Source organism: Sphingopyxis sp. LK2115, from assembly GCF_014595975.1.
GTDB lineage: Bacteria > Pseudomonadota > Alphaproteobacteria > Sphingomonadales > Sphingomonadaceae > Sphingopyxis.
In genome coordinates, this window is sequence record NZ_JABWGQ010000015.1 from 128,109 (window position 1) to 140,268 (window position 12,160).

At 66.2% G+C, this 12,160-nt stretch carries 14 protein-coding genes and 1 tRNA gene; 9 read left to right on the forward strand and 6 right to left on the reverse strand.

Annotated features, from left to right (window positions below; genetic code table 11):
* Nucleotides 1-234: 234 nt before the first annotated feature.
* Nucleotides 235-308: transfer RNA gene (locus HUW43_RS02665), tRNA-Gln, on the reverse strand.
* A 155-nt stretch (nt 309-463) separates the two neighbouring features.
* Between HUW43_RS02665 and HUW43_RS02670 the strand changes: the two genes are divergently transcribed.
* Together HUW43_RS02670 and HUW43_RS02675 are read left to right on the forward strand one after the other, a co-directional pair.
* The gene (locus tag HUW43_RS02670; RefSeq protein WP_188235966.1) at nt 464-1,768 is read left to right on the forward strand and encodes an FAD-dependent oxidoreductase; all 1,305 of its coding nucleotides are present in this window, start codon (nt 464-466) and stop codon (nt 1,766-1,768) included.
* Nucleotides 1,765-2,178 (forward strand): DoxX family protein, encoded by a 414-nt coding sequence (locus tag HUW43_RS02675; protein ID WP_188235967.1) that lies wholly within the window; start codon nt 1,765-1,767, stop codon nt 2,176-2,178. Before HUW43_RS02670 ends, HUW43_RS02675 begins: the two co-directional genes overlap by 4 nt.
* 13 nt (nt 2,179-2,191) lie before the next feature.
* Here the strand turns inward: HUW43_RS02675 and HUW43_RS02680 are convergent, their stop codons facing one another.
* The gene (locus HUW43_RS02680) at nt 2,192-3,451 is read right to left on the reverse strand and encodes a dipeptidase (RefSeq protein ID WP_188235968.1); all 1,260 of its coding nucleotides are present in this window, start codon (nt 3,449-3,451) and stop codon (nt 2,192-2,194) included.
* 95 nt (nt 3,452-3,546) lie between these two features.
* Between HUW43_RS02680 and HUW43_RS02685 the strand changes: the two genes are divergently transcribed.
* Both HUW43_RS02685 and HUW43_RS02690 read left to right on the forward strand, forming a co-directional pair.
* The gene (locus HUW43_RS02685) at nt 3,547-3,735 is read left to right on the forward strand and encodes a hypothetical protein (protein WP_188235969.1); all 189 of its coding nucleotides are present in this window, start codon (nt 3,547-3,549) and stop codon (nt 3,733-3,735) included.
* Nucleotides 3,736-3,756: 21 nt separating this feature from the next.
* On the forward strand, nt 3,757-4,932 hold the full coding sequence (locus tag HUW43_RS02690; RefSeq protein WP_188235970.1) for an acyl-CoA dehydrogenase family protein: 1,176 nt from the start codon (nt 3,757-3,759) through the stop codon (nt 4,930-4,932).
* Here HUW43_RS02690 and HUW43_RS02695 read toward each other — a convergent pair.
* Both HUW43_RS02695 and HUW43_RS02700 read right to left on the reverse strand, forming a co-directional pair.
* Nucleotides 4,929-5,525, reverse strand: a complete 597-nt coding sequence (locus HUW43_RS02695; protein WP_188235971.1) for an HAAS signaling domain-containing protein — start codon at nt 5,523-5,525, stop codon at nt 4,929-4,931. The two genes, HUW43_RS02690 and HUW43_RS02695, sit on opposite strands and share 4 nt — an antisense overlap.
* On the reverse strand, nt 5,522-5,848 hold the full coding sequence (locus tag HUW43_RS02700) for a PadR family transcriptional regulator (protein ID WP_188235972.1): 327 nt from the start codon (nt 5,846-5,848) through the stop codon (nt 5,522-5,524). Before HUW43_RS02700 ends, HUW43_RS02695 begins: the two co-directional genes overlap by 4 nt.
* Nucleotides 5,849-5,924: 76 nt before the next feature.
* Between HUW43_RS02700 and HUW43_RS02705 the strand changes: the two genes are divergently transcribed.
* Together HUW43_RS02705 and HUW43_RS02710 are read left to right on the forward strand one after the other, a co-directional pair.
* Complete coding sequence (locus HUW43_RS02705) at nt 5,925-6,560, forward strand: ferric reductase-like transmembrane domain-containing protein (protein WP_188235973.1); 636 nt, start codon at nt 5,925-5,927, stop codon at nt 6,558-6,560.
* A gap of 82 nt (nt 6,561-6,642) precedes the next feature.
* On the forward strand, nt 6,643-7,848 hold the full coding sequence (locus HUW43_RS02710) for a M20 family metallopeptidase (protein ID WP_188235974.1): 1,206 nt from the start codon (nt 6,643-6,645) through the stop codon (nt 7,846-7,848).
* A 41-nt stretch (nt 7,849-7,889) separates the two neighbouring features.
* On the opposite strand, the gene nadB is transcribed toward HUW43_RS02710, so the two are convergent.
* Both nadB and HUW43_RS02720 read right to left on the reverse strand, forming a co-directional pair.
* Nucleotides 7,890-9,476 (reverse strand): L-aspartate oxidase, encoded by a 1,587-nt coding sequence (gene nadB / locus HUW43_RS02715; protein ID WP_188235975.1) that lies wholly within the window; start codon nt 9,474-9,476, stop codon nt 7,890-7,892.
* Between the two features lie 99 nt (nt 9,477-9,575).
* Entirely contained in the window at nt 9,576-10,499 is a 924-nt protein-coding gene (locus HUW43_RS02720; protein ID WP_188235976.1) for an ABC transporter ATP-binding protein, read from the reverse strand.
* 101 nt (nt 10,500-10,600) lie between these two features.
* Here HUW43_RS02720 and HUW43_RS02725 point away from each other — a divergent pair, with 101 nt between their 5' ends.
* The 3 genes from HUW43_RS02725 (at nt 10,601) to HUW43_RS02735 (ending at nt 12,145) form a co-directional block, all read left to right on the forward strand.
* Nucleotides 10,601-11,161, forward strand: coding sequence for a DUF4402 domain-containing protein (locus HUW43_RS02725; protein WP_188235977.1), 561 nt, complete (start codon nt 10,601-10,603; stop codon nt 11,159-11,161).
* Between the two features lie 138 nt (nt 11,162-11,299).
* Nucleotides 11,300-11,497 (forward strand): zinc-finger domain-containing protein, encoded by a 198-nt coding sequence (locus HUW43_RS02730; protein ID WP_188235978.1) that lies wholly within the window; start codon nt 11,300-11,302, stop codon nt 11,495-11,497.
* Between the two features lie 90 nt (nt 11,498-11,587).
* Nucleotides 11,588-12,145: a DUF4402 domain-containing protein gene (locus HUW43_RS02735; protein WP_188235979.1), complete on the forward strand. Its 558-nt coding sequence runs from the start codon at nt 11,588-11,590 to the stop codon at nt 12,143-12,145.
* Nucleotides 12,146-12,160: the final 15 nt, after the last annotated feature.

The window sequence follows — 12,160 nt, forward strand, 5'->3', positions numbered from 1 at the left end:
CAGTGTGGCGAAAACGGGTGGCGGCCCGCGCCGGGGCACGGATGTTCTGCACCGGGGAGCACAGCTTCCATGACCGCGCAAGGCCGCCGCCCGGATCGGCAAGCGCGCCAATCATCGACTGGACGGTGCGGCCACGCGTTTCGGATGCACCTGGGCGGGATTTTTTTGCAAGATCACGGCGCACCTGCATACCGCGAACGGCGGCAGGATCGGGGCTGGCCTGTCAGGAGATAATGGATGCCCCGCGAGGATTCGAACCTCGATAGACGGAATCAGAATCCGTAGTCTTACCATTAGACGACGGGGCAAAGAGGGGCGCGCAATATGATCCGGCGCGCGGGCTGTCAAGGCCGCTGCGCCCATCGGCAACAGTCTGCTTGCCCTGCGGCATTTCGCCGCTAGCATCGCCCGCATAACAAGGGGGCCGCGCCCCGGCGCAGGCGCCCGCATCTGGAGTGGGCTGATGCGTCATGTCGCGATCGTCGGGTCGGGTCCGGCGGGCTATTATACCGCCGAAACATTACAGAAGGCGGACGACATCGCGGTCGATGTCATCGACCGGCTGCCCGTCCCCTATGGCCTGATCCGCACCGGCGTCGCGCCCGATCATCAGTCGATCAAGGCGGTGTCACGCCGTTATGAGGGCGTCGCGCTGACCGACAATGTCCGTTTCGTCGGCCATGTCGCGGTCGGCACCGACGTCAGCATCGACGAGCTGATGGCGCTATACGACGCGGTCGTGCTGGCGACGGGCGCACCGAACGACCGACCGCTCGACATCGCCGGCGCCGACCGGCCCGGCGTGATCGGCAGCGCGGCCTTCGTCGGCTGGTATAATGGCCACCCGGACTTCGCCGACCTCAACCCGCCGCTCGACGCCCCCGGCGTCGCGGTGATCGGCAACGGCAATGTCGCGCTCGATGTCGCACGCATCCTTGCCAAGACGCCCGCCGAGTTCGCCGGTAGCGACATCGTCGCGCACGCGCGCACCGCGCTCGCCGCCAGCGGCGTGCGGCATATCCACATCCTCGGCCGCCGTGGCCCCCACCAGATCGCGATGACGCCCAAGGAACTGGGCGAACTCGCACATCTGGAGCGCGCCAGCCCGCGCGTCGACCCCGCCGACCTGCCCGACGAGGGCGACGACGCGCTGCTCGAACCGGGAATGCGCAAGTCGGTCACGCACCTGCGCAGCTTCGCTGCCAATCCCGTCGCCAAGCCGGTGACGATCGATTTCGACTTTTTTGCCATGCCGGTTGCGATCGAGGGCAGCCAGGAAAATGGGGGGCGCGTCCAGCGCGTGATCGTCGAAAAGACCGCGCTCGACGCCGATCTGCGCAGCCATGGCACGGGGGAAACCTATGCCATCGACGCGGGACTGGTGATCAGTTGCATCGGTTATCAGACGCCGCCGATCCCCGGCGTGCCGTATGAACATGGTCGCGGCCGCTTTGCGAACGACGAGGGGCGGATTTTGCCCGGCCTTTATTGTGTCGGCTGGGCGCGGCGCGGCCCGTCGGGGACAATCGGCACCAACAAGCCCGACGGCGCGCGCATCGCCGAAATGGTGCTGGACGACATCGGCCGCGGCGCGGGCAAGGCGGGACGGCCGGGGCTCGACGCGCTGCTCGCCAGCCGGGGCGTCGCACCCGTCACCTTTCGCGACTGGCGCCGGATCGAAGCGGCGGAAGTCGCGGCGGCGCTCGACGGCAACCCGCGCGAAAAGTTCACCAGCGTCGAGGCGATGCTCGCCGCGATCGGGCGGTGACCGGGCGCATCCGCACCGCGCTGCGCTGGCTGCTCGCGCTTGCCTTCGGCTATGCGGGCTGGCGGCATCTGACGACACCGGAACCTTTTGTCGCGATCACGCCGCCGTGGGTGCCGCGGCCCGATCTGGTCGTCGCGGCGACCGGGATCGCCGAGATCGCGGGCGCGATCGGGCTGATGGTCCCCGCCACCCGCAAGGCCGCGAGCTGGGGCCTCGCGCTCTATGCGCTGTGCGTCTGGCCCGCCAATTTCCACCACGCGCTCGCCAATGTCGCGATCGGCGGCGAAACGTTCGGCTGGTGGTATCACGGCCCGCGCCTCGCCGCGCAGCCGCTCATCATCTGGTGGGCGCTGTGGGCGGGCGGTGCGGTCGAATGGCCGTTCGGGAAAATGAAAGCGCCTCGCCCTTGATGGGGGATGGCTGTTATTTCGCTGCCGGTGTCTCGACCGGCGGCTGCGCCTTCTGGCTGGCCGCATAGGCTTCGACCGCCTTCAGCACGCGCAGCATGTTGCCGCTCGCGATCTTGCGAAGCTCGCCTTCGCTATAGCCGCGCCGCGCCAGTTCGACGAACAGCGCCGGATAGCCCGCGACATCCTCCATCCCCACCGGCGCCGAATCCATGCCGTCATAGTCGCCGCCAAGCCCGATATGGTCGACGCCGATCGTGCGTTTCAGATGGTCGATATGGTCGGCGACCTTGGCGATCTGCGTTTTCGGGGCGGGGTTCGCGTCGTCCCATGCCTTCAGCATCGCCGCGGCCGCCGCGGGATCGCCGGGATACATGGCCTTCAGCCGTGCCTCTTCGGCAGTGCGGCGAAGGCCGTGCGCGCGGACATCGGCATCGAGGAAGCCGGGCAGGAACACGACCATCACGATCCCGCCGTTCGCCTTGACCGCGGGCAGCACGCTGTCGGGGACGTTGCGCGGATGATCGTTCACCGCGCGCACGCCCGAATGGCTGAACATCACCGGTGCCTTCGACGCCGCGAGCGCGTCCTTCATCGTCGCCTCGCTGACGTGGCTCAGGTCGACGATCATCCCGATACGGTTCATCTCCTGCACCACCTGACGCCCGAAATCGGTGAGCCCGCCGTGCTGCGGCGCGTCGGTCGCGCTGTCGGCCCATGGCACATTCCTGCCGTGGGTCAGCGTCATGTACCGCACCCCCATGCCGTACATTTCGCGCAGCACCGCAAGGCTCGATCCGATCGAATGGCCGCCCTCGATCCCCAGCATTCCGGCGACCTTGCCCGCCTTCATTGCCTGTTCAAGCTGGGCGGAATTGTCAGCGAGCATCAACTGGGCGGGATAACGCGCGACCAGCCGCCGCATCACGTCGATCTGTTCGATCGTCTGCTGCACCGCTTTGGCTTCATCGGTGGTCGAGGGGACATAGACCGACCAGAATTGCGCGCCGACATGCCCGCGGCGCAACCGGTTGAGGTCGGTGTGCATCGCGATCCGGCCGCCGGTCGCGGTATCGGTCGTATCGACGAAATCGAAATCGTTGATGACGTTATCGACACGCACGCGCAGCGCCCACGGCACATCATTATGCCCGTCGAACACCGGCGCCTTCTGGAGCGCGGCCTCGGCCACCGCCTCGGGCGAGCTCTGCGCGGCGGCGGGAGTGGCGACAAGGGCGAAAGCGGCAAGGCCGGCGAGCAGGGAGGCTTGGTTCATGGCGCGTGACCCTAACCACTTGTTTGCGCAGCGCAAGCGTGCGGCCGCAAGGTCGCGCCTGATTGTCCCGCGCAAAGGCACGAACAAGCAAGGGAATGGCGATCTCGCGCGAAGATACAGGGCGCGCAGCGGACGAAAATGCCGACCGGGCAAGCATCGGCGCGACGCGCCATACGGGTCGCCTGCGGCGACAGAATATTGTTCGCACGCGTTCATTGCGTCCTTCTTCAGGATTTTTTGCTTCGCCGCGTCTGGTGACCAAACGCGCCTTGACGTTCACGTAAACCCCGCGCAGCATCGCCCCCATGACAGCTTTCGACGACTGGCGCGCCCGTTCGCCCTATTATGACGAGACCCACGACGCGCTGGCGCAAAGTGTCCGCCGCTTCGTCGAGCGCGAGATCGCGCCCGGCATCGACCGCTGGGAGGCCGAGGGCGAGCTGCCGCGCGAGCTGCACAAAAAGGCGGCCGAGGCGGGCATCCTTGGTCTGCGCTATCCCGAGGAATATGGCGGGCATTCGCAAGGTTTCGACATATTTCACGGGCTTGTCGTCACCGAAGAACTCGCCGCGGTCGGCGCGGGCGGCCTCGGCGCGTCGCTGATGACGCATGGTATCGGGCTGCCGCCGATCCTTGCCCTGGGTTCGGAAGAATTGAAGCAGCGCGTTGCGCCGCCGGTGCTCGCGGGCGAGAAGATCATCGCGCTCGGCATCACCGAGGCGGGGGGCGGCAGCGACGTTGCGAATCTGAAGACGACCGCGCGGAAGGACGGCGACAGCTACATCGTCAACGGCGGCAAGATGTTCATCACGTCGGGCATGCGCGCCGACTGGCTGACCACGGCCGTCCGCACCGGCGGGCCGGGCGCCGGCGGCATCTCGCTGCTGCTCATCGACATGGATTCGCCAGGCGTCGAACGCACGCGGCTCGACAAGATGGGCTGGCGGTGCAGCGACACCGCCGCCATTCATTTCAGCGACGTGCGCGTCCCCGCCGCCAACCTGATCGGGCAGGAAAATGCCGGTTTCATCGGCATCATGCGCAATTTCAACAGCGAACGGCTTGGCATGGCGATGGGCTGCTGCGCCTATGCCCGCGTTGCGATGGCCGAAGCGGCGGAATGGGCGCGTGGGCGCGAAACATTCGGCAAGCCGCTGGTCGGCCACCAGTCGATCCGCATCAAGCTCGCCGACATGGAACGCCAGATCGAAGCGACGCAGGCGTGGGTCGACCTTTGCGCCTGGCAGGTCAAGGAAGGCAAGGACCGCCCCGCCGATTTTGCGATGCTGAAGGTGCAGGCGACACGGATGCTGGAGCATGTCGCGCGTGAGGCGGCGCAGATCCTGGGCGGCGCCAGCTACATCACCGGCAGCAAGGTCGAACGCATCTACCGCGAAGTTCGCGTCAATGCCATCGGTGGAGGCAGCGAGGAAATCATGCTCGACCTTGCGGGGCGGCAGTTGTTCGGGGGAAAGCGTTAGGGGGCCAGGCGTCGCGCGTAGCGATCGAGCCGCGCAAGCTGTGTCATCAGCACTGCGAGAAGCACCAATTCGACCAGCCCCGTTGCGACGATCAGCGCATGCGCCCTATCCTCGCTCGCGCCCTGAAATGCGCGCACCAAACTCGCCCCGACCGATAACGCCAGACTCCCGGCGGCGAAATGCAGCCAGCGGCGCACCGGCGCGATCCGGCGACGCGGTGCAATCCACCACGCCGCGCCGATGCACATCAGCGCCGCCAGCAACCCGCCGCGATCGAACCAGGTCAGCGGATCAGCGCTGCCCTGAATATCGAGGACGACCGTCCGCAGCCGCATCAGCAGCAGGGTCCCGCCGCCGAGCATGGCAGCGGCGACGCACGTGCGCCGCAGACGGTCGGGCAGTGCCGCCTCGGCATAAGCGCGCGCAATGTCGGCGGGCCGCCCGAAGCGCCGCACCGCAGCGGCCTCACCCACCCGGTCGGCGGTATCCCGGAGATGCGATTCGATCTCGTCGCGCACGCGGCGCGACAGGCTGGGGTCGAACGCCAGAACATCGTCGAGTTCGTTGAGATAGGCGGCGATCGGCCCGTTCATGCTCGCGCGCCCAGTACCCGGTCGATGCCGGTGGCAAAGCTTTGCCAGCCCGCGCGCCGTTCGACCAGCGAGCGGCGACCGCTGTCGGTTAGTGAATATACCCGGCGTTTGCGCCCACCGTCGGGCTGAACCCAGCGGCTCGCGAGCAGCCCGGCAAGTTCGAGCCGGTGCAGGGCCGGATAGATCGTGCCCTCAGGCAGGTCGAAATGGCCGCCGCTGCGCGCGCGGATGGCCTCGATGATCGCATATCCGTGCAACGCGTCATCGCCGATCGTGGCGAGCAGCACGGCATCGAGGTGCCCCTTGAGCATTTCGGCAGACATGTCGACCGATTTAGCTTTGCAACGCTAGGTATGCAAGTTATACCTAGCATTACTAGGCTTAAGGAAGGAGGATACGATGACCGCGACGACAAGCGGAAAACCGGCGACAACAGGCTGGACCGAGGGCTGGGGGCTGTTCTGGACGCTGACGCTGGCGCTCGCTGCGATGGCGCTCGCCTTCCTCGTCGCCATCGGCTGGGACACCGAAGGCTATCGGATGGTGATCCGCGCCACCGCGCGCACTTCGCTGGCGCTGTTCCTCGCCGCCTTTGCCGCGTCGGCCGCCTTCAAGCTGTGGCCCGGCCGCTTCACCCGATGGCTCCGTCGAAACCGCCGCCAGATTGGGCTTGGCTTCGCCATGTCGCACTTCATCCACGCGCTGGCGATCATCGCGCTGTGGAGAACCGATCCAGGCATGTTTTGGCTGCTGTCCAATCCCAGATCGATCGCCATCGGGGGCGCCGCCTATGTCGTTATTGCACTCCTAGCCGCAACATCGTTCGACCGCATGGCAACGCTACTCGGTCCCAAGCTGTGGTCGCGGCTGCACTGGTGGGGAGCGTGGATCGTCGCGCTCAGCTTCATCTTCACCAACGGCAAGCGCATCCCGGTGAGCGGTTGGTACGTGCTACCGGTCGCGCTGGTCGTCGCAATCATCATATTGCGCGTCAGTGCGGGACGAAAGCAGCGTGAAGCGGCGACGCCGGCCTGAACGATGGCTTCAGCGTCCGCGCGCTCGACTTCGCGGCGGATCGGCGGCAGAATGCCCGCCACCCCGGAATGAGAGGCCGCGCATGACGCTTAACACCACCAGTCCTTGGCCCGCCGAGGCCGAAACCCTCCTCGACGATCTTGTCGACCTGCGCCGCGCGATCCACCGCGAACCCGAACTGGGCCTGCAAAATCCCAAGACGCTGGCAAAGATCAAGCAGGCCCTCGCCGGGCTGCCGCTTGAATTGCGCGAGGGACCGTCGACCACGGGGCTGGTCGCGATCCTGCGCGGCCCGGCCAACGGGCGCACGGTGCTGCTGCGCGGCGACATGGACGCGCTGCCGCTGGTCGAGGAAACGGGACTTGATTTCGCCTCCGAAACGGCTGGCGCGATGCACGCCTGCGGGCATGACACGCATGTCGCGATGCTCGTCGGCGCGGCCAAGCTGCTGTGCGCGGCGCGCGATCGCTTGCCCGGCACCGTCATGTTCATGTTCCAGCCGGGCGAGGAGGGACATCATGGCGCGCGCTTCATGCTGGAGGACGGGCTGATCGACCCGCTACCCGATGCGGCCTTCGCGCTCCACATCATGCCCAACGCGCCGCATGGGATTTTCGCGGGGCGCGCCGGGCCGCTGCTCGCTTCGTCCGATGTGCTGTCGATCACCGTCAAGGGCGCGGGCGGCCATGCGTCGATGCCGCACGATGCGGTCGATCCGATCCCCGTCGCCTGCGCCATCGTCACCGCGATTCAGACGATGGTGACGCGCAGGGTTTCCGTTTTCGATCCCGCGGTCGTGACGATCGCAAAGATCGCGGCGGGGACGACGAACAATATCATTCCCGAAAGCGCCGCGATGCTCGGCACGATCCGCACCCTGTCGCCAGAGCGCCGGGCGATGGTGGCGCGCGAGCTGAAGCGCCTCGCCCCCGCGATCGCCGAAGCGCATGGCTGCACCGCCGAGGTCGCAATCGAGCAAGGTTTCCCCGTCACCATCTGCGACAGTCGCGCCGCCGCTTTCGGCCAGCGCGTCGTCGAGGATATGTTCGGCGAAGCGGCGTGGCTGACGATGGACAATCCGGTGATGGGCGCCGAGGATTTCGCCTACGTCCTCGAAAAGGTGCCCGGCGCGATGTTCTGGCTCGGCGCGAGCCAAGAGGGTAGCGACTGGCGCCAGTGCTGCGGCCTCCACAGCAACCGCATGATACTCGACGAAAAGGTGATGGCGCGCGGCGCGGCCTTGCACGCGGCGCTGGCCGAGCGGTTTTTGAATAAGGGGTTTGCGTAGATATATCTTACGCAAAGCCGCGAGATTTCCTTACGCCAACCTCATGGCACCAGCACCGTATCGACCGGCTCGGCCAGCATGCCGGGGTAATCGAGGGTATAGTGCAGCCCCCGGCTCTCCTTGCGGTGGAGCGCGCTCCGCACGATCAGTTCGGCGCACTGCAGCAGGTTCCTGAGCTCGATGAGGTCGGTCGTGACCCGGAAATGGCCGTAATAATCCTCGACTTCGTCGGTCATCATCTTGATGCGATGCTGCGCGCGCTCCAGCCTTTTCGTCGTGCGCACGATGCCGACATAGTTCCACATGAAGCGGCGGATTTCGGTCCAGTTCTGCTTGATGACGACCTCTTCGTCCGAATCGGTGACGCGGCTTTCGTCCCATGCGCGGATCGCGGGCGGCGGTTCGAGCTGGTCCCAGCGCGCGATGATGTCCTTCGCTGCCGCGTCGCCGAACACGAAACATTCAAGGAGGCTGTTCGACGCGAGGCGGTTCGCGCCGTGCAGCCCGCTTTCGGTGCATTCGCCCGCCGCATAAAGGCCCGGCAGGTCGGTGCGGCCCGCCAGGTCGATCAGGATGCCGCCGCACGTATAATGCTGCGCGGGCACCACCGGGATCGGCTGCTTCGTCATGTCGATGCCGAGGCCGAGCAGCTTTTCATGGATGTTGGGGAAATGCCCCGCGACGAAATCGGGATCCTGATGGCTGATGTCGAGGTGGACATAGTCGAGCCCGTAACGCTTGATCTGGTCGTCGTTCGCGCGCGCCACCACGTCGCGCGGTGCCAATTCGGCGCGCGGGTCGTAATCGGGCATGTAGCGGTGCCCGGTTTCGGGATGTTTCAAAATCCCGCCTTCGCCGCGCACGGCCTCGGTAATCAGGAAATTCTTGACCTCAAGGTTGAAGAGGCAGGTCGGGTGGAATTGCATCATTTCCATGTTGCCGACGCGGCAGCCCGCACGCCACGCCATCGCGATGCCGTCGCCGGTCGCGCCCCTGGGCGCGGTCGAGAATTGATAGACGCGCCCGGCGCCGCCGCTGGCGAGGATCGTCGCGCGGCCGACATGCGCACGCACCTCGCCGGTCGCTTCGTCGAGCGCATAGACGCCCCAGACGCGTCCCGACCCCGAATAGCGCGTCTCGTGCCGCCCGGTGATGAGGTCGATGCACGCCTGCCCCGGCAGCAGGGTGATGTTCGGATGCGCCTCGGCGGTCTTCAATAGCGCCGCCTGCACCGCCCAGCCCGTCGCGTCGTCAACATGGACGATGCGGCGGTGCGAATGCCCGCCCTCGCGCGTCAGGTGGAGCGCGCCTTGCTCCATGTTGAAGGGCACGCCCATCCGGGCGAGCCGCTCGATCGCCTGCGGCGCGTTTTCGATCACGAACTCGACCGTCTCGCGTCGGCTCAACCCCGCACCCGCGACCATCGTATCCTCGATATGATTTTCGAACGTGTCGCCGGCGTCGAGCACCGCGGCGATGCCGCCCTGCGCCCATGCGGTCGAGCCGCCGATGAGACTGCCCTTGGCGAGCACGAGCACGCGGCAATGGTCGGCCAGGCTGATCGCGGCGGTCAGTCCGGCAGCGCCGGAGCCGACGATGATGACGTCGTGGGAAAATTGTTCGGCCATCAAAACTCCGTTCGCATCGAGCGAAGTCGGGATGCCCCGCGACCTTGCCCTGTCCTTAGGGGTGTCTCGATTTCGCCCGGCACGAAGAGAAGCCGGGGTTCACCCATTGGCCGCGCGCGTCAGATTGAGGAACACATCCTCAAGGTCGGCCTCGCGCGTCGACACGTCGACGATCCCGTGCCCCATGGCGTTGACCGCAGCGAGCACCTCGCCCGCATTGGTGCGGTCCTTGTTGTAATGGATGGCCAGCCCCCGTTCGCCCTCGCGCTCGACCTTGTCGAAAGCAGGGTGCGACGGCAGTTCGGTCACGTCCGCATCCAGGGTCACCACGACGATCTTTTCGCGCGCCATATCGACCAGCTCGCGCGTCGGCTTGTTCGCGATCAACCGGCCATGGTTGATGATCGCAATCCGGTCGCACAGCTCCTCGGCCTCTTCCAGATAGTGCGTCGTCAGCACCACCGTGACGCCGCGGTCGTTCAAGGACTGCACATAATCCCAAAGTTGCTGCCTGAGCTCGATGTCGACCCCCGCCGTGGGTTCGTCGAGAACGATGATCGGCGGCGAATGCACCATCGCCTTGGCGACGAGCAGGCGCCGCTTCATGCCCCCCGACAGCGTGCGCGCATAGGCGTCGCGCTTGTCGGACAGATGCACCGCGGCGAGCAGCTCGTCCGAAATGCGCCTCGCCCTCGGCACGCCATAAAGCCCCGCCTGATTCTCCAGCGTCTCAAAGGGCGTGAAGAAAGGATCGAAGACGATCTCCTGCGGGACGATGCCAATGGAGTATTTGGCGTTTCTGGGATCGGCGTCGATGTCGAAGCCCCAGATGCTCGCATGGCCGCTGGTCTTGTTGACCAGCCCCGCCAGAATGTTGATCAGCGTCGACTTGCCCGCGCCATTGGGGCCGAGCAGCCCGAAAATCTCCCCCCGCGGCACGTCGAAACTGACCTTGTCGAGCGCCTGCTTGCCGCCGGCATAGATTTTCGAGACGGCGTCGATGCGGATCGCGGCTTCGGTCATGGCCGCTTCCATAGCGGCGCGGCCGTGTCGACGAAAGGCGGCATTTGATACCGAACTTGCCGTTAACGATATATTGGAAACTCGCGGCTAGGAGCAGGGCTGTGAGGACCAGCCACATCTTTTGCCCGCTGCCCGTGCGGCGCGGCCTGACCGCCTTTGCGATTCTGATAGCGTCCGCGGCCGCACCGCCGGTTGCCGCGCAGACGGATACGCAGGCCGAGGCCGAAGCGATCGTGCTTCGTCCGCTTTCCTTCTTCAAGGTCAACGATCTCGACTTCGGCGACATCGTCCCGTCGGCGAGTGCGGGCACCGTGCGCATCCACCCCGACGGATCGCGCAGCCGCACCGGCGGCGTCACGCTGGCAGGCGATGGCGGCGAACCAGCGCGCTTTGCCGGGCTCGGCGGTTTCAACCGCCAGGTCAATATTTCGCTGGGATCGAACAGCATCTGGATCACCGGGCCGGGCACACGGATGCGCGTTCGCAATTTCGAGATTGGCAGCACGCCGACCGCGATCCTTTCGACTTCCCCCACACGCTTTCGGATCACCTCGCCACTGGGCAACTATAATTTCCCGGTCGGCGCGACGCTCGAGGTGGGGGCGAACCAAGCGCCGGGCGAATATAGCGGCACCTTTTCGATTACGCTCAACTATCTCTAGATTTTCTGTGGGGGGACGACGGCACCGGGGGACCACGGGCACCCGGACGGGGGCTTGCACCGGTGCCGTCATAGTCCTCCCCACGCGATGCGCGCAGCCGATTGCCCAGCCTTCGCGCGCTTGCTATGGGCGCCGTCGATGACCCAGCCCGCACCCGAAACCATCCGCACCCCCAGGACACGCATCGCCTGCGACGGCACCGGCGACGGCCTCGCCGATGCGGCGCTTGGCCATCCGCGTGTCTGGCTCGAAATCGACCCGGACACCGGCTTTGTCGATTGCGGCTATTGCGACCGCCGCTTCATCCTGATCGGCGGGGTCGCCGACCAGGCCTGATGGCCCAAGGGTAAAGACCCGCTTTACCAAAGCTGTGCATCACCGATGAACGCGCCGCTGGCATATTTGTGTCAGACAGGAGCAGAATCGGTGGGGATTCAAGGGACCAGGATTTTTGACAGGGCACGCTATATCCTGTCGGTCGCCGTTCTGGCCGCAACGGGCGCCATGTCGCCCGTTCCGGCAGCAGCGGCGAATGGCAACGCGATCGCCAACGCCGCGGTCGTCCGGCCGAACACGCTCATCAAGACCGACGATCTCGATTTCGGAACGCTGGTCAGTGGTCCGACGGGCGGGACGGTGACGGTCAACCCCGTCACCAACGCGCGCACCACTGGCGGCGGCGTCACGCCGGTCGGCGGCGGTGCGCATCGCGCGGCGTTTGTGGGGACCGGCGGACGGCTGCTGATCTTCGTATCGGGCAGCACGTCGGTCACGCTGACACGCGCGGGCGGCGGCGCGGCGCCGATGACCGCCAGCCTCGTCCGCGCCGCGACGACCAGCGGCGGCGGCGTCGCCCTGCTCGGCGCGACCTTGCTGCCCAGCGGGGTGCAGACCTATTATATCGGCGGCACGCTGACCGTGCCTGCCAACCAGCCGCCGGGCGATTACAGCGGGACGTTCACATTGACGGTCAATTATCTCTAGTCAGGGTCCGGGCCG

Bases quoted from the DNA above. Each gene is read 5' to 3' on its own strand.
- HUW43_RS02670 (WP_188235966.1), top strand. From the start codon at position 464: ATGCGTCATGTCGCGATCGTCGGGTCGGGTCCGGCGGGCTATTATACC.
- HUW43_RS02680 (WP_188235968.1), bottom strand. From the start codon at position 3,451: ATGAACCAAGCCTCCCTGCTCGCCGGCCTTGCCGCTTTCGCCCTTGTC.
- HUW43_RS02685 (WP_188235969.1), top strand. From the start codon at position 3,547: ATGGCGATCTCGCGCGAAGATACAGGGCGCGCAGCGGACGAAAATGCC.
- HUW43_RS02690 (WP_188235970.1), top strand. From the start codon at position 3,757: ATGACAGCTTTCGACGACTGGCGCGCCCGTTCGCCCTATTATGACGAG.
- HUW43_RS02695 (WP_188235971.1), bottom strand. From the start codon at position 5,525: ATGAACGGGCCGATCGCCGCCTATCTCAACGAACTCGACGATGTTCTG.
- HUW43_RS02700 (WP_188235972.1), bottom strand. From the start codon at position 5,848: ATGTCTGCCGAAATGCTCAAGGGGCACCTCGATGCCGTGCTGCTCGCC.
- HUW43_RS02705 (WP_188235973.1), top strand. From the start codon at position 5,925: ATGACCGCGACGACAAGCGGAAAACCGGCGACAACAGGCTGGACCGAG.
- HUW43_RS02710 (WP_188235974.1), top strand. From the start codon at position 6,643: ATGACGCTTAACACCACCAGTCCTTGGCCCGCCGAGGCCGAAACCCTC.
- nadB (WP_188235975.1), bottom strand. From the start codon at position 9,476: ATGGCCGAACAATTTTCCCACGACGTCATCATCGTCGGCTCCGGCGCT.
- HUW43_RS02720 (WP_188235976.1), bottom strand. From the start codon at position 10,499: ATGACCGAAGCCGCGATCCGCATCGACGCCGTCTCGAAAATCTATGCC.
- HUW43_RS02730 (WP_188235978.1), top strand. From the start codon at position 11,300: ATGACCCAGCCCGCACCCGAAACCATCCGCACCCCCAGGACACGCATC.